The sequence below is a fragment of the Psychrobacter sp. M17(2026) genome (assembly GCF_055699815.1).
This window is the reverse complement of sequence record NZ_CM146741.1, coordinates 1,092,066-1,115,076: the sequence shown is the minus strand read 5'-3', so window position 1 is coordinate 1,115,076 and position 23,011 is coordinate 1,092,066. Positions and strand designations below refer to the sequence as shown.

Here is a 23,011-nt window from a genome sequence, read left to right as displayed (position 1 = left end):
ACTAATAAAAAACGCCTCTAAGGGCGTTTTTTATTATCTATCAAATGGTTAGAATTTCAGGCTGTAGACGACATCGACAGCGTTTTCGGCGGCTGAGGTAGCCTCGACATAAATACGCCGCGTCAACTGATAACGAATAGACAGACTGTTTTGAGCATTGAACACCCCTACGCCATAACGAATATACAGATCAGGACTGATATAGCCTGTGACATTCAGGTTAGTATCCTCACTATTGCCCGAAGCTTCAACGGTTAAGCCCTGTAGACCGAAAGCTTGACCTATCTGATTGGTCAAGCCACGCGTACTATTTAGGCCAAAGTTAAGGCCAGCTGCCGCTAAGTTATTAGTGACTTGCGACTTAAATCCTTGCTCACTAATTTGACTAGGACTACCGTCATCTATTCGACCCGTTACTAGCGCATTCATGGCTTGCTGCTGGGTCAGACCTGCATTATTAAAGACGACGATATTTGGACTCTCAATGGTACCTGTGACTCGAACCCCTACCGTATCATCGTTGATGATTTTTACCGCCTCGATACTTAAGTTCGGCTTTAGAACATCACCATTGAAGCGTACTTGACCATAATTGAGTTCTAAATTCTGTCCAAATGCATCAATCTTGGTACGACGCGCTACTTGTACTACACCTTTAGCGCGCATGACCCCTGTGCCACTTTGAGTGATATTTAAGGCGCCAGCTAATGGGATAACCGCCCCAAAACCACGGAAATTAATATCATCGCCCAAATCAATCCCGATATCGGCATTGATAGACCAAGGCTTGGAGATCGCTAATACCTCATCGATATTGCCAATCAAACGTCGATCGAGCACGACCGCATCTTCAGTTTGAGTGATGATATCTTCACTGGCCTCTGGCGGTCGAATCGTTGCAGAGGGCACGCTAATCGCCCCTGCGATATTGACGTACTGATCCGTTGGTCGCACGATAATATCGATATCTGGATTGACTTCAGCCAAAAGTAGCGGTGGCTGAGTCAAGACTAAGCGCTCCCCTACGATGCTAAGCTTAGCTTGTAGCTTTTGTCGCCAGTCGATAGTACCGTCCAAAGTTCCTGTCCCTGTCCCACTATTGAACGTACCATCGACAGTGGCTTGAGTACCCCGAATCTTAGCATCGACATTAATTTTGGAGAGATTAACAGGTAGATCAAGCATAGCGACTCGTCCATCAACCAGCTTGACATCACCATAAAACTGCGGCTTATCGAGTGTGCCGCCAAGTCCACCTGCCATCGTGATATTACCTTCTAAGACTCGCATACCTGGGAAGAAGGGTTTTAAAATAGCAAGGTTTAGCTCATTTAGTACCACAGCCCCTGAGATTGGTTTTGGCGTTTTATAGGGATCAACAATCACCTCGGCATAACCACGAGCACCGCGCCCCGTATTAATATCAGTACGCAGCTTTAAGCCCTCAGGCACAGAGACCGCTATCAACGAGACCCGCTTATAAGGCAGAGTCACAGGAGCGGCGTCACCATCTTGAATCAGACCGATTTTGCCATTATCTGAATACAGCGTCGTGTTGATCGTCGGTGGACGCCCTTTTTGCCAGCCCACAATCGCCTTGCCATTGATTTTGCCGTGCCAGTCAATGTCTTTAGGCAAAAACACGGAGAACAAAGAGGTGTCAATCTTCTGTACGGTAAGGTTCACTTGTCCGCTTGTGGCAGAAGCCACTAAGTTTTCGCGCAAACATAACTTGCCACTTTGATCTGTTGCCTGCCAGCAATGCGCGGCTAGCTGCACTTGTAGATCGTTAGCATCAGTTTTAGGTAGATTCACAATCAGCTGTGCAGGTTGCACTTGAGCCAGCGTGGCGTATTGCGACTTGATTTGACCTTTACCTATCGCCCCAGACCAGCTTAGCTTGTCACGATTAAAGCCGCCTTTGAGGCGCGCGGCTATGTTTAGCTGCTCATTAGCAATAGCAAGATTCACAGTATGCGCTTGCTCTGTCCCATTAAAGGCTGCATTAACACTCTTAAAAGTCTGACCTGCAGCGTCCAAGCCCTCAGCGCTAATCACGAGCTGACTTGGGCTATTGGCAAGATTGACTACTTTACCGCGAATGCTGCCTTTACGTAAAACAAAGCCTGGTAGTGAGATGCGCTCGCCCACTAAATCAATATAAATCGTTGGTAATGCTTGACCCTCAGGCTGAGACAGAGTAGCACCACCTGTGACCTTACCTGCTAGATTTTCTGAGAGCTGATCGAGACTGGTAATATTTATCTTAGTCTGTAATTGCTTGGCATTGCCGTTAGCGGTCAGATAATTATCACCCCAACGTAGCACCAAATCATTGGCATTAAGGCTATCGATTAGCGCATTGACTTGCTTGTATTGCGCTCCAGCATCTTGCGCTTGCAAGCGCTTAAAGTAGCTGGCGATATCCTCTGGTAGATTGAGCTTAGCTGATAAGCTACCTTTTGCGCTCAATGCCTGCCCTTTTAGATTGCCTGATAAATTAATCTGCTTTAGATTGATAACTTGCTGAGTTTTACCCCAACTACCATTCGTGTCAATCGAGCCTGTGATAGCGCTTGGAATATTCTTAACGAAATAGCCCAAATTAAAACGATCCATCACCGCATTAATATCCCAAGCGATGCCGCGACGCACATCAACCGTGCCTTTAGCATCGATACTGCCTGCCGCGCCTACATGACGTAAACGCTTAAGGCGAATCAGCTGCGAGTCGCCACTAGCGTCGATAGTCAGCTTGCCTGCTGGTAATTGCTCAGCATCGAGCATCCCATCAAAGTTGATAGCAAAACGTTGCAGCTTGCCTTTGGCATTAGCATTGCTATTAGGTGCTGATTGCCACACGCCGCTGGTAACCAAATCGCCCGTCAAAATAGCGGGGTTATTCGGCAGAAAATATCCTAAATCAAAATTATCAAAACGTCCGTTAACTTGCCAGCCAAGATCTTTACGCAGATCGATAACGCCTTTGGCTTTTACCGCTCCCGCTTCGCCTGCATAATTGAGCTTACGTATATTAATGAGCTTTGTGCTGCCACCAGCATCAATAGATAGCTTGCCTTTTGGCACATCAGCGGTGTCGATTTGACCATCAAAACGCGCATCAAATATTGACAGCTCACCATTAATAAGATCGACTTTTGCGTCGCCTGCACCTGTGATACCTATACCGCGATTATCTTGCGTATCATCCAGCTTAACTTGTAGATCCGTATCATTAAAGCTGATGATATGACGCTGAGCTTTGATACGGTTTTTGCTAATATCTAGCAGGCGCCCGCGCGCGCTAATATTACCGGTCAGGCGCTCAAGCGGCAAATCGCTACGGTAGTTTTTAGGCAGTAGACCCGTAGTACGAGCATCTATTTGCCACGTTAGTGGGCGTTGATTGGTCGCTAATTGAATTTGGCCTGTCCCTGCCAAGTCTCCAACTATTCCTTTATAATTAAGGCGATTAATGTCAATGACGTTGCCGTTCTTACGTATTTGTAAATCATAATTGCCTTTGGGCGCAGCATTTAGCTCATTAATAACCGCATCCGCATCGACAGACAGCCGTGAGCCACGAACCGTGACATCAGCCTGCCCACTTGGACTATCGATGTTGCCGATATTAGGAATAGCGGTGCGCTTAAGATTACGCCATTGAGCATTTATAAATAAAGGCGCAGGCTGTTTGGAGCGCACAGGCTTTTTGCCTTGGACAATATTGGCATCAATAGTCTCGCCATCACGCTGACGCAGATCGACATCGACTTCTAAATTGCCCGCTATGTTTTTTTGCTGAAAGTGCAATCCCAGCTTGCCATCTAATTTTTGTGGTGCGTAGGCTTGGTACTCGCTATATTGCTCAGGGATAACACGACGGATATCAAAATTACGTCCAAAGGCGCTTATTTTCGCCTCAAAGCTATCTTGCCAACCTAAAGTCCCTTGTGCTAGTAACCGTCCTGCTGGCACGTTGGCATTGAGCTGCTCAATATTTAGCTTTTTGTCTGCTAATACTAACAATGCTCGCGCTTGATACTGACCTGAAGGAATATCTTTGGCCGTAAGATCGGTATTGATGCGCAGACGTATCTCAGAGAGAACCCCTGAGGCGTTTAGCACCCCTTCTTTGAGATGAATATCTTGCGCATCTGCATAAGGAATAAGCAGATCATCCCATTGCAATTTGGCTTGGAATGGGGCATCACTGGATAACCCTTGGATGACGATATCACCGCGTACATCACCCTCATTATAGCGGCTACGCACTTTACCTACCGTACGCTTTAAGGTGCCCGTTGCTGTAATATTGAGTGGGTCTACATAAGCTTTTTCTAATCCACTAACCTCAGCGATAGCGCTTAAATCTAACGGATAATCACCTTGCAGATCGATACTACCTTTTAGCGCGTTAATTTTGACAATATCGGCGTAGCGTAATCTGCCGCGGCCAACGGAAACCTTGGTATCGACCCAAGTTAGATCACGAGCGTCAATATCATGGATAATGACAGGCTCTTTGGTCACTTGGTTATAGACGATGGTTTTTATTTTTGCCTGATCAAAGCGCAAATTGACAGGTAGTTGAAGGGTTTTATAATCAAACGGCTCACCAGTCGGTGGCTTCTTGTTGATAATCTCAATACGCTGAATATTAGCATCACGTAAATGCACTTCTTTGGCAAACAGCGCACGCCAGCCTATTTTTACATAAGCTTTATCGACTAGTATCTCAAGATCATCTGTCGCCTCGATATCTATATCAGTCACCCAGATACCATCGCGCAAATTACCACTACCGTATTTAAATTCAATACCCGTCTCAGCGCTTACTTTATCCAGTAAAAACTTGGTGCCAGAGTCTGTGCCTGCCAGATAAAAGAACACCGCAAACATAATCACGAAGACGATAAGGATCAAGATCAATAGTTTGACCAAGAACGATAGCGGATACCAACGGCGCAGCGCACGTGCATCTCTTTGTGCGGGATCTTGCATTGGATCTTTAGGAGGCGTAGTATTATCAGGCAACATGACACTCAACTGCATTAAAAAATATCATAACTAATCAACGATTAGCATGTTTTGCTTAGGACTGGTTTTGTTTAAGGCAAGTTAAATAGCCTTGTTAACGACCAGCATTATAAGGGCGATCCGATAAAGAAGTGTAGTCTAACAGGAATGCTCTCCTCAGAGACCCCAGCGGCGACATCAACTCGCACTGTGCCAACTGGCGATGCCCAGCGGATACCAACGCCTACACCAACTTTGGTTTCAGTGTCAAAATCGGTGTCGTAGGCATTACCTACATCAGTAAATACTGCGCCTCGAAAGCCAGGGATAAACTCGTAGTTATACTCAGCACTTCCAACTGCCAGTACTTGACCGCCTGTTAAATAGCTCTTATCAGTTAAAGGCGATTCAAATACAGGCGATAGACTCTCATAATCATAGCCACGAATGCTCCGATCCCCGCCTGCAAAAAAGCGCAACTTATATGGCACACTATCAAAGTCATCAGCCCAAATATAGCCAGTATTAAAACTACCCAATAGCTGATGCTTATTGTCATCCCCAAAACTATATAAACCGCTGACCCCTGCTCTGACAATCGCCATATCGGTATCGGTCGCTAGGCTCTCAGTGCCACCCTCAATACTATAATACTGACGTATACCACTGGTAGGGTTGATCACATTATTGACATCGGTCTTATTAATGCCATAGCCAAATAACAACGCCTGCTGCTTGGGTTCTGAGAAAATAAACTCTATAGGGGTATCCTGTAAATCAATCTCATCGACCCCTGATTCTAGCTTGTCTAGGCGATAATTGACAAAGTAGCTGCTATTCCAGCCACTATCTTTACGGATGTTACGGGCTAAAGCGGCTTTTAGAGTTTGGGTCGACAGATCAAAAGTACTTTCGCCTTTATCAATAACTTCTTCTTCATAGGTCAGACGCGCCTCAAGCTTGTCATTAAGCGGATGCTTCCAAGGACGACTGCCATAGACCGTAGCGTTTTTGGTAATCCTTGAGAGCTCAACCTCAGCCCCTGCTTGATAACCTTGGCGATTGATCAAGTTATAGTCGATCTTACCCGTGGCGCGCACCCCTGTATCAGTGCCATAACCTAAGCCCACTTGGGCATCGCGTGGCTTATCGGAAGATACAAACACATACAGGGGTACTTTTTTATTTTCTTTGACTTGTGCTGGAGTGATACGACCCTCTAAAGTTGGCGGTACAAAATTTTCATCCCTAAAGGCTCTCTCTTCATCAGGAATGATTTTTTTAACCACATTACTAATAGAGTCACTTATTTTACCTAAGAAGTTTTGCGCCTCCTCCTCTTTTTCATCCAGTACTCGATTATTAGGTAGCTGGATTAAGCGCGTTGCTTTTTGCTTAATTGCTCGTAGCTTCTCGCTCGTTTGCTCATCAACTTCAAATTCAATAGGGGCTATATCAGCGGGATCAACGATTGCTGCATTGTCTGAGCTGGCGCTACCCGCTATAACTGTACCAGTACCAGTACCAGCATTCTCATCGGTAGTGTTATCAGCGCTACTAGCTTGGCCTAAAGTCGCATTACTATTGTCGTTACTGCTGTTATTACTATTGCTAATAGTCTGATCGCTATCCACATCAGGATCTAAGTCGCTCTCGCTATTGGCAGGTACATTATCGAACGCTAAAGTGCTGGCGGCACTGCGAGCATCAGCTGGTAAGATGGATTCTACGTTTACGGTATTAAAGTAGCGCGTGGCGGATAAGTCATTACCAAACTTGGTAATAGATGGACGATAAAAAGGATCGCCCGCCTCAAAGTCGAACATCTGCTGTAATAAACTTAGTTCAACAGGCAATTTAGCAGGATCTCGAGTCAGAGTATTTGTGGCCTTATCATAAGTAAAGAACACCACCTCGTCAAACTCATAACGATCGCCTGTATTGTACACCAGCGACACATCAGCAGTATTATCAGGCAAGATAACATCCACTGATTTATTGAGCCAATACTGGTCAAAATAGCCATAAGTGTTGCTCAGTGACTCAAGAGCCGCTTTGCTATTCTTGTAAACACGATGATTGAAAATATCACCTTCTTGCGGTGCAAGCTTGGCCTCAAGCTCTTTGAATTCAGGTTGCTCGATACCCGCGCCACGAATATCCACTATGCGACTATCCACCCGTACTGGCTCACCAAGCTTTTCAATAATAACATCGATAGTATCGCTATTAGACTGGCGCAATTTTAAGCTAATATCGTAATAACCAACAGCGCGAGCAGCATCCAATGCAGATTGACGCAAGCGTGGTAGTGCTGCGGTAAAGTCAACCACTGACTGTATGGTAGTGTCATCCAAGGCCGCTTTGATATTGTTTATCGGTTGAATATCTTTATCCGCTTTAATCAGTGTTGTGGTGCTAACGCCATTTTTATCGGTAGCCGCTTGTTGCAGATAGACGGTAGTCTCAACGTGCGGCAAGGCAACAACGCCACCATTGAATAGTTTATTGTAAGCGCGTTTAACAAGGCTCTCAGAGTTACGGGCACTGAGCTTGGGCTTGTTGGCCTGCTCAACGCCTTCGCTCAGCGCTTGCTCATCCGTCGCCACTTGGTACTCTGGTAAGTAATCATCAGGATCTAACGTATTATCGGGCGTCGCTTGGTCACCATTGTCAACGATATCAGGTACTCTACCTGCGCCAGCTTGTGCCTGAATATCTTGGGTCTGATTACCAGCGTCTGTAACAGGCTTACCTTGTTGCTGCGCCAAAGCTTGCTCAGGACGGGCTTGTTGAGTGATATCGGCGCTAGGGTCTACTTGCCCACTACTGACAGCGTCACTGACTTGAATAGGACGGGCCATAATCTCAGCCACTTCCTCGACATCTTGCTGATCCTGAGGCATATTTAGGGTTTCAAGGTTACTAGGCGTCGGCAAGCTGGCTTGATCAAGCTCACTGTCAAACCCAATAGGTGGCTGAGCGCTATCTAAAGTAGCGATAGGTGCGTCAAAATCGTTACCACTAGTAAAGATATCGTCATTGAGACTACTGTCAAAACCACTGTTGTCAGAGTCATTATTATAATCATTAGAAACAGCGTCTTGCTGATTATCTAAAATATCAAGCGCTGCAAGCTCACTCTCAATCTGCTCAGGGGTCATCATCTGATAGCCACTTCGCTGTATTTGCTGCGCTTGTTGTTGTAGCTGTTGCTCTGAGAGAGCAGTTTCATTACCAGCATTAATACTATCGCTATTATTGCTTATAGCTTCATTGCGAGTAGTGCTATTACCTTTGCCGTTGTTGTTTATATTCTGTTGGTTGTACTCTTCTAATACCGAGCGATCAATAATACCCTTTTCGACTGCGTTTTTTAGACGTAAGGCATCTAGTACCGTGTCATCATCTATATCGGCTTTGGTAGTGAGAGATGCATCACTCTTAACGATGTTATTGGCATTACTGTTAATATTGCTGTTAGCATTATCAGCTGCCATTGCTGGCGTCATGGTTATCACTAGACCTAAACTGCTAGCAAGGGCGGTAAATAAAGCGGATCTAGCAAAATGCTTACGCGGATAAGACGCAAGCAAATACCGAGTGCAAGAGCGGTTTGACAACGCTATAGTATGAGTAGTTGGTAGATGATCTACACCAAGTAATGAAGCTTTAGACGGATGATTCATAATGACTTATTTCCTATCACTTCATTTGGCATAAATTAGCTCATAAGTATTGAATTTCAGTTAATATCTGTTAAAGCTTGCAAATAATAACTGAGTTAAATATTAAATCATAGCATCGAAAACAGGTTTTTATTGCAAACCCTTGCTATTATACGGCCTTATAATGATAAAACCTATCTTATATTTAGATAAGTTTTTGATAGTGCTAACTATTATTTATTTAAAGCTTATTTAAATCTCTAAAAGCTTGCCCAAACCACTAGACGTTATATGCTTGTAGGAGCACTTATGGCCAGTCAGTTTCAATTATTTAAGCGCAAGCGCTTTAGTGCGATGTTTTTTACTCAGTTTTTGGGTGCCTTCAACGATAATGTCTTTAAGCAAGCCTTGATATTAGTACTAACTTATACCGCTGCCAGTCAGCTTGGGGTCGAAGTCAGTATTTTGAACAATTTGGCGGCTATGCTATTTATCTTGCCCTATTTCTTATTTTCAGCCTTGGCAGGTCAGCTCGCCGATAAGTTTGAGAAGTCTAAGCTGACGCGTTTTGTCAAGCTGCTTGAGCTTGTTATCATGGCAGTGGCTGCAGTAGGTTTTATCTTTGAATGGTATCCACTGCTTTTTGTGGCACTGTTTTTAATGGGCACTCATTCTACTTTTTTTGGCCCAATTAAATACGCCTATCTACCGCAAGCCATGAAAAAGGATGAGCTGGTCGGCGCTAACGGTTTATTTCAAATGGGTACGTCATTAGCGATATTACTCGGTATGATTATCGCTGGGGTATTAACGCAGTTGCCTCAGTCGCTGTATTGGATCAGCGCTACCGTCTTGATCGTGGCAGTGTTAGGTTACATGGCAGCGCGTTTTATCCCAGTGACGCCTGCGATGCAGCCTGATCTCAAAGTAAACTGGAATATTTTTACCACTAGCGTGGCGACCGTAAAATACTTATATTCGTTACCGTTTTTATTCTTTGTCATCTTAGGTAATAGCTGGTTTTGGTTTTATGGAGCGACGTTTTTGACTCAGACGCCAGAGGTCAGCAAAGTTATCTTACAAGGTGATGAGTCCATCGTTATTTTTTTATTGACGCTGTTTTCAGTTGGTGTATCGATCGGCTCGCTATTATGTAAGACTCTGACCAAAAACCAAGTCAGTTTACGCTTGCTACCTTTTGGTATCGCAGGGTTAAGTATATTTGCTATCGATCTTTATTTTTCGCTGTCAGGATTGAACATAGATACCGGTGATACTCTGCTAGGTATCGGCGGTTTGTTGGATATAACAGGCAGCTGGCGCGTATTTGTAGATTTGTTCTTTTTAGGCTTTAGTGGTGGTCTCTACATTGTACCCCTATACGCTTCTATGCAAGCCTATGCACCAAAAAGCCATCGTGCGCGTATCATTGGTGCGAATAATATTTTCAATGCCATCTTTATGGTGACCTCGGCCATATTTGCTATTGTAGTGTTGAACTCTTTGGCTATGTCATTGCCACAGCTGTTCTTAGTTACCGGCTTATTGAATATAGCTTTCGGACTGTTTTTATACTTAAAGCTCAATAAGCATATTCAGCACGCCGTCATCCAAACGCATGATACTGCTGATGATAGCTTTAGCCAACGTCATGATGACTAACAGCTAGCTCAAAACTAAGTGTAAAAAAGACATAAACAAGGCGTAAACGAACCCCTAAGTACATAATTGCTATGCTGATATTGGCTAAGGTTTGCTATAGTAAAGCCTGTTTTATTCAGCGCAACTGTTCTTAAAAAGTTTTTAAAGATTGTTTAAAAGGCACTTGAAATACGTTTAGCCAATACGCTTAAAATGTGATTAAAATTAGAAAGCTATTATTTATTAATAGTAGGAGTTTATTATGAGTTTGCGCACTTTATCGAAGATGGATCATTTATTGCTTGGCGTTGACCAAGCGCTACGAGCAATCGTTCCACGCTCCAATCCTAGCACCCGCCCGCTACCCGTCAGCAACGATAATATTCCTGAGCTGAGTATCACTGAATCAAGGCATGTGGCTGGTCTTATGCGCATCAATCATACAGGCGAGGTCTGCGCTCAAGGTCTATATCATGGTCAGGGGTTCGCGGCCAAAAATAGTGACGTCAAACAAGCGATGCAAAACTCAGCAGCAGAGGAGGTAGATCACTTGGTTTGGTGTGAGACTCGTCTCGGAGAGCTAGGCAGTCATCCTAGTATCTTCACGCCTTTGTGGTACGGCATGTCATTTGGTCTTGGTGCGGTTGCAGGTGCGATATCTAATGAGTTCAGCTTAGGGTTTGTCGCTGAAACCGAAGCGCAAGTGAGCGAGCATCTACAAGATCATATTGGCCGCTTACCACTGCAAGATCAGCGCTCGCGCGAAATATTAGCACAAATGGATATCGAGGAGCTACACCACCGAGAGCTTGCACTACAAAGTGGCGGCGCCGCTTTGTCACCACCTGTGCGTTACACTATGCGCTTGCTTGCTGATTGTATGAAGAAGGCGTCTTATCACTTCTAGGACATTATTCTTAGTATTTTTAAAGTATATAAGTATCTTCAAATTATTTGTGCTTGTCAAAAATTGGCCTAGTAGTGAAGTTATAGTAGTAAGATATTAATAACAAACTCACTATTGAGTGGCCTTATAATAGTTTGCTACGGTACTGATAATTTGTTAATAATTCTTGCTCAGTTAGACCTTATTAATCCTATTTTAACCCTGCTAATTTTTAATCATACTAATTTTTTAGTCATACTAATAAAGGTATCCTATAATATGAGTCACTCAACTTATCATAAATTTGCAACCCTTACGGCTCTAGCTACTGCTTGCAGCATTATGTTTGCCGTGCCAGCTAGTGCCGCGCCAAACGATACTCTTGCCGTTCCTAGCGCCACTGACTCAAGTAAGCGTGTTGTTCGTCGTGTTCAGCCGAGCACAACGGCTACTCCAGCACAATTGACGCCAGAGCAATTAGCCGCTAATAATGCCGCTGTGCCATTAACACGTCTTTATCAGCCAGGTCCTATTACCGCGACAGGTATTGACATTAGCCTTGGTCAACTGGCCAATATTCCAGTGCCGCAAGCGCTTATCTCTGATGTTAGTTTCATCAAAACAATACTCATTGCTCAAGATACTCGTGGCAATCAGCAGATAGATGTCAGCTTGCTCGATGATTTTATCGAAGATGTTTCTCCTAACGCCCGTCATTATCCGCCAAACTTCCCTAATCGTACTCAGCGCTATAATGCGCGTGAAAAAATTAAAGCTTTATCAGAGTGGATCGATCCGTACGCCAAAGCGCCTGATGCCTCTTATGATGTGCTCATCCGCGCAGCAAAACTTAACGGCATGGGGCGTAACTTAGACTTAGGAACTGACTTTGCCGTACGCGGTAGTCAGTATGTGGATCGCGCTATCAAGAGAAAAGCGGATAGCGGTGAAGCCAACTTTTTGTATGGGATGATGCTCGCTGAGGGCGGCGGCTTTAAAGAGGGGCAAAAATATCTAGATCGTGCGGTCGCGCTTGGATATACCGAAGCGGAACAGAGTCTTGCTCAGTCTGATTTATTAAGTGATCGTCGTAGCCAAGCTTTGGAGCGACTGCGTCGCCTTGAGCGCCAAAACCCTAATAACCCTATATTAAAGCAACAGATCAAATTAGTTGAAGATGGTAAATTTTATATTTGGAATATTCCAGCTCCTGACATTAATGTGACGTCTACTATGTAATACTCGCTTGATAATGTTTACTTAAGCTAGTATTTACTTAAACAACATCAGCGCCAAAGTAAGCTGAGAGTTAGGATAATGATATTAAGACAGTAGTATTAAGAAAGTATTATTAAAAGAGTAATAAAAGCACATTAGTTTTATGTTGATGACTTATCAATAATAAAGCTTATGTGCTTTTTTATGGCTATAACGAAGGTCAGTTAAGGCAAAATTTAGCTAAAAAAATAGTTTATTAATAAAAGTTACGCTACACTTAAATTTTATCGTCTAATGCTTGATGTTTACGTCTGAGCATAATTTATTGAGACTCTCTATGATTATCGCCAGTCTTAACGCTTGCATGAAAGCTTATCGTTACAAGAGAACTACCTCAAACTTAGCTTTGATAGCGGTGTCTTGCCTTGTGCTGCTGCCTGCGTGTAGCACCGTTTCAGTAAACAAACAGACTTCAGCAAAGACTATTACTGACCAGCGTGGTAATATTGCCACTAGTAATAATCTGAGCACCACTACCAGCTCAACCCTATTATCAGCAGGTCTCAACGAACAAGCTTGCTTGCAGAGCTTTGATCTGTGTTTGGATCAGTTGAGCGATAGTATGCTAAATGAGCACTACCGCGCCTCTATGGCAATCTTTGCTGAGCTTCATTACGCCAAAGCTCGCGAGCTTTCAGCATCATCCGACTGCGGCGATGCGCTAACTCGCCCACCACTAGATCCTTATTATGCCAATGCGCCACTAAGTGCTGAGCAGACTGACTTAAAACAAAAAAATACCCGTAACTGCTTGCTCAATTATCAAGCCCGTCTTTTTGATGCCATAAAATATAGCTACAGCTATTTATTTTATGATCGCTTAGAGCATGATTTTGCAGGGGCGGACTTAGATAGTGATAAACGCCAGCAGTACCGAATCCCCAATGATACCGATATTCAAACTCAAGACATCTATAACGCTGCGACTAATGATATCCTCACTCAATTATATGAGTCGATCGATAAAACCAAAATCATGGGCGCAAGTAAGATAAAGTACCTATCTGCAATTAAGACCGTCAACGAGGATCACAAAGCCGCTATTGCCAATCAGACACCTTTGCCTGGCAAGCCTACTGATCAGATAAATGTGATGCAAATAGCATTAGATAATTATAGCCTTAATATCCATCTGCCTAATGAAAATAATTATCTAAAAAACGCTCATAAAGATACCTCAGCCTTAATCGATCTGACCTCAACTTATCAGATGCGCCTAACGGGTCTGAACTCTATTAGTAAGCGTCCAGGATTAGGAGTGAGCTTAGTCGCATCCTTAGATGATCGCTATACAGCTACTATTCGCGAACTGTTATCAGCATCACTATCTGGCAAACTTGGCAAATCTGCTGCTACTGAGCGCGTCGACAATAGTAAAGCTACGGCTCGTATTTATCCGACAGGTCATTTACTACTAACAGGATATATCCAGCCCAAAGGCGACAGTATCTTGGATGTACTTGGAAGCGAGAGTCTAGATATTTATCTATATAACCCTTATCGTAGCGATAGCGTTGATATTTTGGGCGGCAACTATCCACTAGCGGCTAATTTTTCAGCAGGTTATGGACTATGGTTGGCAGAGAATCAGCTAGATGGCGTCGGTTATCTCAATTTGTTGAGTCGTAAAGATGAGACTACTTTACCCAAATTATTCATGCTGGAGCCTTATGATCCTAATAAGCGCGTCCTTATTATGCTCCATGGTCTAGCCTCAAGCCCAGCAACTTGGGTTAATCTAACCAACGATATCTTTAATGATGACAAGCTGCGCGAAAACTACCAAGTGTGGCAGATATTTTATCCGACCAATTTGCCCATTCTAGAGAATCGCTATCAGATTCAAAAATTAATTAACGCCACTTATCAGCAGACTGACCCTAGCATGAGCAACCGCGCCAGCAGTAATAGCGTGATTATTAGCCATAGTATGGGTGCACTGATTGCACGTATGATGGTGTCTGATGATAATTTGGCAAATAATTTAGGTGTGCTTGAGAGCAAAGATAAAAATCTACTAGCTAATAGCAATGAGTTACAGATTGACGATAAGCTTAGAAAAGCATTAAGCGCTGAGGACTTGGGTGAGCGCCTGAAACTTGAAACTTTAACTCAAGTCGATACGGCGGTGTTTTTGTCTGCGCCGTTTCGCGGTACCGATTATGCAGATCGTTGGTTTACCCGCGCGCTGCGACGGATAGTATATCTGCCCGTAGGACTGGTCAAAACAGTCACCGATAATTTGGCTACTATCGCCACTCAAGGAGATTTGGCTCAAAATCCATTAGGTGCCTTGTATCTACAAAATGGCGCCAGCCAGCTCAGTAATAAATCCTCTTTTATCGAATTAACTAAAGATATCAAGATTGACGAAGGTATTACTTATCACTCTATCATCGCTAACAACGATGCGGATATCACCCAAGGCCTTGCACGAATGCAGCCAGGTGGTGCCAAGATAGATTTATCGCAGCCTTTGTCCGACAAGGAGGCTGGTGAGGGTTATAACGCTGCGGCAGTAGCACTTGATGATAACAATGACAATAACGATGATACATCTGGTGCGCCACTGGTCTCCTCAGTGACGGTCAATCAAGATATTAGCCAAGCCTTAACTGAGACGCTATCTGATGGTATCGTGCCTTATACTAGCGCTCATCTTGATGGTGCAGCTTCTGAAACCGTCATCACAGGCGGTCATAGTATTCAATCTAATCCGCAAACTATCCTAACCTTACGCCGAATATTACATCAGCAGTTAAAGCAGTGATATCTACTAAGTGTATCGCTTGAATGAACAAGTGTGTCATGTAAATAAACTAGGGCATATAAACAATTAAGCATTTGTTAGTATGCCCTAGACTCATCCTATTCAGTCCATATAATGCACAGACATTTAGTACACACCTATTATTTTGATTAGCCTTATCCAATTAACTCGACTTAATTAGCCCAAACAACGCTTTACTATCAATGATGTAATAATCCTTTGGTTACAGTACTGAGAATTAAGGTTTATTAATTTTGGTGGCATCAAGCGTTGATGACCACGGCAGTTTTGAGTTTTGCCAACCATTCATTATGCGAAACCCTTTCATGACACCTTGCTTGACCGCGCTGCCCTGAAAACCATGGTCGATGTACTTTACATTGGTGAATCCTTGGGTTAATAAATAGTCAGCGCTTGGCTTACCACGCTCCGAGCCTGAGCGGCACATAGTCACTATTAAAGCGTCTTTATCAAGCCCCTTAGCCTTGAGCGCCTCTTCAATATCACTAGCAAAGTCCGAATTGCTGCGCATAGCAAAAACAGCCTTATCCTCATTGAATTGAGTGCGATCAACCGACTTAAACGGGATATTGATATCGACAGCATCGGTAAACCCGACGAACATAATCTCTACAGGATCTCTGATGTCAATAAATAGCAACTGATCAGGATCTTGTTGCACTAAGCGCCAAACCTCATTGGGTGTCACTGATAGCGCATCGTCTGCATGAACATATGAGCTTAGACCAAACATAATAAGTAGCGATAACATAATAACTTTCATTTTTCCCCCTAGGAGCGCTTAAGCTATTTCAGCTATAGGCATGACTCCAATCTTAACTTTTAGACTAGTTAGCTATAGTCAGTCTTTTATAAATAAGATACAATTGTTTTAAAACAAGCGAAATGGTATAAGAATATATGACCTATTCAGCAGACTTCCGAGCTCAAGTGATCAAAAGTGTTAAAAGTAAAGACATGAGTATTCGTGAAGCGTGTACTTTCTACAATATTAGTAAAACCGCATTACAGCGCTGGCTGAAAAACCCAAGTATCAAACAAACTCGGAATAAACCACCCAGTAAAATACCTAATGACGTGCTATTAAAAGATGTTGAACAGTATCCAGACGATTATATGTATGAGAGAGCACAGCGTTTAAATTGTAGCAAATCAGGCATTGAGATTGCCTTAAAGCGCCTTGGTATCAGTCAAAAAAAAGACCTTAGAACATCCAAAAGCATGTCCAATCAAAAGAGCGGAATATCAGAGTAAGCTTGATCGTTTTATGAAGCAATGCTATCCCATCGTTTTCATGGATGAAAGCGGCTTTGAGGCTGAAACCATTCGCCCTTACGGCTATGCGCCCATTGGAACGCCTTGCATTGGTAGCTACAACTGGCAATCAAAAAAGCGTACTAATGTTATCGGGGCTTTGTATGAAAAGATGCTGTTTGCGCTTGATTACTTTGAGCAGAATATTAATGGTGACATATTCTACCACTGGTGCAAACACACACTCATTCCAAGCCTTAAAACCAAATGCGTAATTGTTATGGATAATGCTCGATTTCATAAAAACAAACGCATTCAAAAATTACTGAACAGACATGGCCATCGTATTCTATGGCTGCCACCCTACAGTCCTGATCTTAATCCCATAGAGAAAAAATGGGCACAGGCAAAATTTCTACGCCAAGGGTGGATGGAGAATGATCTACCTAAACTGTTTCGTGATATGGGATGTATCTCTTTTATTCTGGATTAACTATATGTTTAATTTTTTTATTAAATAACTGTAATAAATTCACTATAGCATGTTACTATATGTAAATACATTATATATTTATATATTACTATTATTTATCTAAATATATCTAGGGTCTGTTAAACATAAAGTAGTGTTACCTCTTACACTTATGCTTACACATACATTATCAGCATTATCTTTCGACGGCTGTTTGCCTTAAAGAGTGAAGTAATAGCCGATAACTTTGTACAACAATGAGAGAAATATTATGAAAAGAATCCTTATTACCGCCCTAAGTGCTGCTATTACTTTTTTAGCAGCTGGCTCTGCTTCTGCTGAAGAGACGCGCTCTGTCAAAGCATTAACGCCTCCTTTACTAGTGATCGTCACCTCAGATGACGCGCAAGTACAGCTGATGTCAATGGTACTGACGATGCAATCAGCACAGCAGGGCGCTGCCACTCGCGTACTACTGTGCGGCCCAGCTGGTGATATGGCGCTACGCGATGCTCCATCTAGTGTGACTATGGGTCAGCCGCCCAAGAACATGAGCGCTCAAGGCTTAATGAAAGCTGTTATGCAAAAAACTCAAACTCAAGTCGAAGTTTGTGCCATCTACTTACCTAGTAAAGACCTTGATCAATCGGCATTAATCGATGGTGTTACAGCAGCTGACCCAGCAGATATTGCTAAGGTTATGATTGATAGAAATACGAAGATAGCCAGTTTTTAGTAAATGGCTCATTGAGTATTTTAAAGAGTGCTTTGGTATTTCAACAGCTGGTTTATGACCATTAGGTGTGTATTTATAACAGGCTGTTACTTGCGACATAGTGCTGCTAGGCGCATAATATATCGACATTAAAAGATAGCAATTTATTGATTCTATTAACGGGTGGTTGTTGAATTATAGGGATATCAATTCGACACTTTAGCTAAATGTTACTTACTTGCATTTAGCTAGTATCCATTCTCAGCTCACGAATATTTGGCTATTGCCCGTGACATTTGCCGCTCCCTATTATTAAGATCTGTTTGATCTTTCACAAATAGTTACGACAATTACGGACAGTTACTTGCGCATATCATGGAAGCTTGCGCCACTTAGCTAACAGATAAAGGTAACCGTTTATGTTCGCTGCATTTATGATCGACCAAATGGACGCGCTAATACTAGCGCGAATCCAGTTCGCTTTTGTTATCTCCTTTCACATTGTTTTTCCCGCCTTTTCTATCGGGCTTGCCAGCTTTTTGACGGTATTAGAATTTCGCTGGCTGAGAACGGGTGAGCCTATCTATGCCGAAGTCTATAAGCACTGGGTTAAGATATTCGCCGTAGTGTTTGGACTAGGTGTAGTATCAGGCGTTGTGATGTCCTATCAGTTTGGGACTAACTGGGCCGTGTTCGCAGATAAAGCAGGTAACGTCATAGGTCCATTATTAGCCTATGAAGTATTGACCGCGTTTTTCTTAGAAGCCTCATTTTTGGGTATTATGCTCTTTGGTTGGGGACGGGTTAGTAAACGCATGCACTTTGCCGCAACAGCAATTGTGGCTATAGGTACGCTGATATCGGCTACTTGGATTTTGTCAGCCAATAGCTTTATGCAGACCCCACAAGGTTTTATGATAGGCGCTGATGGCCTCTTGTATCCAACCAACTGGCTTGAGATTATATTTAACCCCTCATTCCCCTACCGTCTTGCGCATATGGTGACGGCAGCATTTTTGACAACTGCCTTTGTCATCGGTGGTATCGGTGCTTACTATATCCAGTCCAAAAAGCATACTGATCATCGTAAGCATGGTCAGGTTATGCTGGGTATGGCGATGATTATGGCTATTTTTGTCGCACCTGTCCAGGTATTTATTGGTGATGAGCATGGTCTAAACACGCTTGAGCACCAACCAGCAAAAGTTGCGGCGATGGAAGGTATCTGGGAGGATGAGCGCGGAGCTGCATTACGTCTTTTTGCGATTCCTGATCAAGACAATCAGACTAACAAGTACGAAGTTAAAATCCCTTACGTCTCAGGTTTGATTTTGACCCATTCATTAGATGGAGAGATCAAAGGGCTTAAAAACTGGGCACCAGAGGATCAACCCCCTGTCGCTATTGTGTTTTGGGCATTTCGAATCATGGTTGCTATTGGCACTTTGATGGTATTTGTCGGTCTGTTCAGTATTTATAAATACTTTAAAAAACAGCACTATAACCCGCAAAGCAAATGGTTTCACCGTGCATGGATGGTGATGACGCCTATGGGATTTATCGCGATACTTTCAGGTTGGTTCGTCACTGAAGTAGGACGTCAGCCTTGGACGGTCTATGGTGTTATCCGTACCGCTGAGAGCATGTCGCCCATTGCAGCCCAGCAAGTCGCCACGACACTCATAGGTTTTATTGTTCTGTATATTTTCGTTTTCGGTGCTGGTAGCTTTTATATCTTACGTCTAGTCGCCCAAGGACCTAAGCCTTATGAGGATCCTGCTGATGACAACTTCTATGAGCATTCAATTACGGAAGGTCAAGGTCGTACACTAAGCGGTGATAGTAACGCTGCTGAAAAGACTAAAGGTGATGCTGAGGATTTAGATACGCCTGCTGATGATGTCGATGATGGAGGGCTACGCTAATGTTTAATTATGGTGATGTATTAGACTTACCGCTGATTTGGGGCGGCTTGATTGCACTATCGGTCTTTATCTATGTGCTGCTCGATGGTTTTGATTTGGGCTGTGGTATATTATTCCCCTTTGCAGGGTCAGATAAAAACCGTAGCCGTATCATGAACTCTATCGCCCCATTTTGGGACGGTAATGAGACATGGCTGGTACTGGGTGGTGGTGGTTTATTTGCCGCGTTCCCAGTTGCCTATGGCATTATAATGAGTGGCTTATATTTGCCCGTTACCTTTATGCTGTTTGGTTTGATTATGCGCGGGGTGGCGTTTGAGTTTCGCTTCAAAGCCAATACCCGTCGTCATATATGGGATACGTTTTTCTTTGTAGGCTCTGTTACGGCCACTTTTTTCCAAGGCATTATGCTCGGTGCTTTAATACAAGGTATTGAGGCAAGTAATCGCCTTTATAGTGGCGGACCCTTCGATTGGCTAACCCCATTCGCCATTGTTTGCGGTATTGCAATGATTATCGGCTATGCCCTGCTTGGCTCGACGTGGCTTATTATCAAGACTGAGCATAAGCTGCAAGTATGGGCGCGCAAGGTATCTGGCTGGATACTCTCAGCATTAGTGGTCGCTATGGTCGTTGTGACCGGCTTTATGTTTTTCTCTGACATCGATGCTCTAGAGGGCTGGTTTAGTTTCCCAGGACTGCTATACCTAGCGCCTATGCCGATTATCGTATTATTGCTTTTCTTTTTTATGCGTAAAGATCTCACTAGCGACCGTGAATATCGTCCTTTTTTATTGACAGTTGGGTTATTTTTGATGGGTTATATTGGGGTATGTTTTGCGATATTCCCTTATATCGTGCCTTATCAGATGACTATTTATGAGGCGGCGGCGGCGGATACTTCGTTATCGTTTATGTTGATTGGCGCAGGTATTATGTTACCTATTATCTTGAGCTATACCGCGTTTGCTTATTATACTTTCAAAGGCAAATCCAATCATGAGCCTATGTACTGATAGCGTTTTGGTAACGGTATAAATACAGTTGCCAAAATAACTAACAATCTAGAGGTTATAATGAAAAATCTTAGTAAAAAACAATCGCAGTGGGTCTGGTTTATTGGTTTGTATATCGGTGGGTTTTTGGTTGTGTTTATTTTCGCGCAATTGATTAGATTGGCGATGGGTGTCTAAAAACTTATAGACCTAAATATTAGTGTTTAATATCAAAGCTAAAAAAAGCAGCATTGACTAGTCAATGCTGCTTTTTTATTGCTATTTATTATTCAGACTCCGCGATGCTGGCTAATATCATGGCTGTTGATAAACTCATTTACTTGCTCTAGGCGCTCAGGCGTACCGACATCTACCCAGTTATCAGTAATGATAGCAGCGGTTACTTGAAACTTAATCATAGCCTTACATAGTAAGGGTGCCAGTGCAGCCGCTTGACCTGTAACTATGCCATCAAGTAGACGCGGCGATAGCACGCTAATACCAGCAAAAGTGTATTTATCCGCATCGCCAATGGCTTGCTCGCTAGCCAAGCCATTATTAACAGCAAAGTCACCGCCATTATTGTGCTGTGGATTATCGATTAATAATAAATGCGCCATTTGATCAGCCCCAAGCTCATATTCTTGCAACTGTGCAAAATCGTAAGTTGTCCACACATCAGAGTTAATTAAGATAAAAGGCGCGTTTTGCAATTTATCCGTTTGTAGCGCGTGAAATATCCCGCCTGCGGTCTCAAGTGGCTCGCCTGCCTCTACTGACCAGTGTAGACGTACACCGAATTGCGACCCATCACCTAACTCATCCATAAGCTTGTCCGCTAGATAAGAGGCATTAATCGTAATATCAGTGATGCCTGCCTCTTGTAGCGCTTTGATATGCCAGACGATAAGAGGCTGTCCGCCCACTTCTACTAGAGGCTTCGGCGTCTTTAGAGTCAATGGACGCAGACGCGTGCCCTTGCCTGCTGCTAGTATCATAGCCTGCGTTATTACCGCCATGCCTGCTCCTTATTTATAATAGTATTGAATATAGCTCTCTTAGATCGACCAATATAGCTAAATATATTGCTGCACAAACTTCGACTGACAAGTCGGTAATACCGTCTCTATTAACCATTTATTAAAAGGTTTTATTGCTACTATCAGCTCATCACTACCCTGAGTTTCAAGCCACTCCAGCTCGAACATCAAGTCATCTAATACTTTGGGGATATTTGCCAAATAGCGACTCTTACCATCGCGTTGAAACAGACGAATAAAAATCCCTAAGACCTTTAGTTGACGTTGAACACCCATAATATTGACATCATGCTCGAACTGCTCAGCACTAGCAGCTGTTGGCAAGTTAGCCTGCTGTTGCAATTGCCAATAGTCATAAATCCACTGTGATACTTGGGTCTCAGGCCACTCTACATAAGCGTCACGCACTAGCGACACTAAATCATAGCTATAAGCCCCAATCACCGCATCTTGAAAGTCTATAACTCCCAATCGAGCATTATCAGCCTGATCTTGCATCAAGTTGCGACTATGATAGTCACGATGCACGACCACTTGCGGCTGCACCAAAATCTCTTTTATCAAGGCTACTTTTAGATTATCCCAAAGTGTAAGGTCTAGGCTCACCCCAATATAAGGCACGAACCAGTCGCGAAAAAGATCCATCTCACGGTTCAGGAGCGCCGTGTCGTAATCGGGCAATTGATACTCAGACTTGACGACATTCGTATCTAAGCGCTGAAGCGCTATCAAGGTTTGCATGGCTAACTGATAGTGCTTATCCACCTGCTTATGAGTCGCCTCTGGCAATAAATCAGCAAACTCTACAGAGCCAAAATCTTGTAATACCAAGAACCCTTGTTCGATATCTTGTGCTATCAGCTTTGGCACATTTATCGCAGGTGTCATTATTTTGGTGACTTTGATAAACTGCTGCATGGCGTCTTGTTCATCTGCTGAGTCCATAACCATGTAACGGCTGGCACCTGCATCTACATTCTCATTAACCAGTTGCAGGCGATGATAGCGGCGAGCACTGGCATCCCCAGGTAAGCTCGTTAGAGTATAGGGCTGCTCAAACACTTTTTGCAACCAGCTATGTAATTGTTGCAGGCGGCTACACGTTATCGCGCTATTATCGTCAGCTGTGCTGGCAGTAGCATCAAGGCTAAAAGGCTTATTTGTCATAAAAAAATTCACAAGTTAAATATAATGATAAATCAGGCAAATACTTGCTAAAATGGCGAACCATTTAGACTATTCACTTAGGCTTATTACAAAAGACCTTTTCTATAATGATCTAGAGCGTGCCCTCACTTTAAAAATGAGGTCAATAATAAAAGTTGCT

Annotated in this window: 14 protein-coding genes; 9 read left to right on the top strand and 5 right to left on the bottom strand. The window is 43.3% G+C overall.

Translation table 11 applies throughout. The annotated features are described in order from the left end of the window. Positions 1–48: 48 nt before the first annotated feature. On the bottom strand, positions 49–5,040 hold the full coding sequence (locus ACR63T_RS04690; RefSeq protein WP_472785231.1) for a translocation/assembly module TamB domain-containing protein: 4,992 nt from the start codon (positions 5,038–5,040) through the stop codon (positions 49–51). Positions 5,041–5,147: 107 nt separating this feature from the next. Next, positions 5,148–8,708, bottom strand: coding sequence for an autotransporter assembly complex protein TamA (locus ACR63T_RS04685; protein ID WP_472784923.1), 3,561 nt, complete (start codon positions 8,706–8,708; stop codon positions 5,148–5,150). A 288-nt stretch (positions 8,709–8,996) separates the two neighbouring features. Between ACR63T_RS04685 and ACR63T_RS04680 the strand changes: the two genes are divergently transcribed. The 4 genes from ACR63T_RS04680 to ACR63T_RS04665 all read left to right on the top strand — a co-directional run bounded on the left by ACR63T_RS04680 (position 8,997) and on the right by ACR63T_RS04665 (position 15,262). After that, on the top strand, positions 8,997–10,349 hold the full coding sequence (locus tag ACR63T_RS04680; RefSeq protein ID WP_305899905.1) for an MFS transporter: 1,353 nt from the start codon (positions 8,997–8,999) through the stop codon (positions 10,347–10,349). A gap of 247 nt (positions 10,350–10,596) precedes the next feature. Next, a complete protein-coding gene (gene coq7, locus ACR63T_RS04675) occupies positions 10,597–11,235 on the top strand; it encodes a 2-polyprenyl-3-methyl-6-methoxy-1,4-benzoquinone monooxygenase (RefSeq protein WP_305900268.1) in 639 nt (212 codons plus the stop codon). Between the two features lie 258 nt (positions 11,236–11,493). Next, positions 11,494–12,453, top strand: a complete 960-nt coding sequence (locus tag ACR63T_RS04670; protein ID WP_305899904.1) for a tetratricopeptide repeat protein — start codon at positions 11,494–11,496, stop codon at positions 12,451–12,453. Positions 12,454–12,769: 316 nt separating this feature from the next. Further along, entirely contained in the window at positions 12,770–15,262 is a 2,493-nt protein-coding gene (locus ACR63T_RS04665) for an esterase/lipase family protein (protein WP_305899903.1), read from the top strand. Between the two features lie 238 nt (positions 15,263–15,500). On the opposite strand, the gene ACR63T_RS04660 is transcribed toward ACR63T_RS04665, so the two are convergent. Beyond that, positions 15,501–16,046, bottom strand: coding sequence for a rhodanese-like domain-containing protein (locus ACR63T_RS04660; protein WP_305899902.1), 546 nt, complete (start codon positions 16,044–16,046; stop codon positions 15,501–15,503). 137 nt (positions 16,047–16,183) lie between these two features. Here ACR63T_RS04660 and ACR63T_RS04655 point away from each other — a divergent pair, with 137 nt between their 5' ends. From ACR63T_RS04655 to cydB, 5 genes are all read left to right on the top strand, one after another. Continuing rightward, positions 16,184–16,537, top strand: coding sequence for an IS630 transposase-related protein (locus ACR63T_RS04655; protein ID WP_201613354.1), 354 nt, complete (start codon positions 16,184–16,186; stop codon positions 16,535–16,537). Beyond that, positions 16,464–17,030 carry an IS630 family transposase gene (locus tag ACR63T_RS04650; protein WP_305899901.1) on the top strand — a complete coding sequence of 189 codons (567 nt, stop codon included), beginning with the start codon at positions 16,464–16,466 and terminating at the stop codon, positions 17,028–17,030. Before ACR63T_RS04655 ends, ACR63T_RS04650 begins: the two co-directional genes overlap by 74 nt. 250 nt (positions 17,031–17,280) lie before the next feature. Next, entirely contained in the window at positions 17,281–17,745 is a 465-nt protein-coding gene (locus tag ACR63T_RS04645) for a hypothetical protein (protein ID WP_305899900.1), read from the top strand. A 398-nt stretch (positions 17,746–18,143) separates the two neighbouring features. After that, positions 18,144–19,649 carry a cytochrome ubiquinol oxidase subunit I gene (locus ACR63T_RS04640; protein ID WP_305899899.1) on the top strand — a complete coding sequence of 502 codons (1,506 nt, stop codon included), beginning with the start codon at positions 18,144–18,146 and terminating at the stop codon, positions 19,647–19,649. Further along, positions 19,649–20,665 (top strand): cytochrome d ubiquinol oxidase subunit II, encoded by a 1,017-nt coding sequence (cydB, locus tag ACR63T_RS04635; protein WP_305899898.1) that lies wholly within the window; start codon positions 19,649–19,651, stop codon positions 20,663–20,665. The genes ACR63T_RS04640 and cydB overlap by 1 nt, the downstream gene beginning before the upstream one ends. 269 nt (positions 20,666–20,934) lie before the next feature. On the opposite strand, the gene murU is transcribed toward cydB, so the two are convergent. Further along, entirely contained in the window at positions 20,935–21,663 is a 729-nt protein-coding gene (gene murU, locus ACR63T_RS04630; RefSeq protein ID WP_305899897.1) for an N-acetylmuramate alpha-1-phosphate uridylyltransferase MurU, read from the bottom strand. A gap of 57 nt (positions 21,664–21,720) precedes the next feature. Next, positions 21,721–22,851, bottom strand: coding sequence for an aminoglycoside phosphotransferase family protein (locus ACR63T_RS04625; RefSeq protein ID WP_472784922.1), 1,131 nt, complete (start codon positions 22,849–22,851; stop codon positions 21,721–21,723). Positions 22,852–23,011: the final 160 nt, after the last annotated feature.

What these genes read in the sequence shown, in the direction of transcription:
- ACR63T_RS04690 (WP_472785231.1), bottom strand. Translation starts at nt 5,040, where the DNA reads ATGTTGCCTGATAATACTACGCCTCCTAAAGATCCAATGCAAGATCCC.
- ACR63T_RS04685 (WP_472784923.1), bottom strand. Translation starts at nt 8,708, where the DNA reads ATGAATCATCCGTCTAAAGCTTCATTACTTGGTGTAGATCATCTACCA.
- ACR63T_RS04680 (WP_305899905.1), top strand. Translation starts at nt 8,997, where the DNA reads ATGGCCAGTCAGTTTCAATTATTTAAGCGCAAGCGCTTTAGTGCGATG.
- ACR63T_RS04670 (WP_305899904.1), top strand. Translation starts at nt 11,494, where the DNA reads ATGAGTCACTCAACTTATCATAAATTTGCAACCCTTACGGCTCTAGCT.
- ACR63T_RS04665 (WP_305899903.1), top strand. Translation starts at nt 12,770, where the DNA reads ATGATTATCGCCAGTCTTAACGCTTGCATGAAAGCTTATCGTTACAAG.
- ACR63T_RS04660 (WP_305899902.1), bottom strand. Translation starts at nt 16,046, where the DNA reads ATGAAAGTTATTATGTTATCGCTACTTATTATGTTTGGTCTAAGCTCA.
- ACR63T_RS04655 (WP_201613354.1), top strand. Translation starts at nt 16,184, where the DNA reads ATGACCTATTCAGCAGACTTCCGAGCTCAAGTGATCAAAAGTGTTAAA.
- ACR63T_RS04645 (WP_305899900.1), top strand. Translation starts at nt 17,281, where the DNA reads ATGAAAAGAATCCTTATTACCGCCCTAAGTGCTGCTATTACTTTTTTA.
- ACR63T_RS04640 (WP_305899899.1), top strand. Translation starts at nt 18,144, where the DNA reads ATGTTCGCTGCATTTATGATCGACCAAATGGACGCGCTAATACTAGCG.
- cydB (WP_305899898.1), top strand. Translation starts at nt 19,649, where the DNA reads ATGTTTAATTATGGTGATGTATTAGACTTACCGCTGATTTGGGGCGGC.
- murU (WP_305899897.1), bottom strand. Translation starts at nt 21,663, where the DNA reads ATGGCGGTAATAACGCAGGCTATGATACTAGCAGCAGGCAAGGGCACG.
- ACR63T_RS04625 (WP_472784922.1), bottom strand. Translation starts at nt 22,851, where the DNA reads ATGACAAATAAGCCTTTTAGCCTTGATGCTACTGCCAGCACAGCTGAC.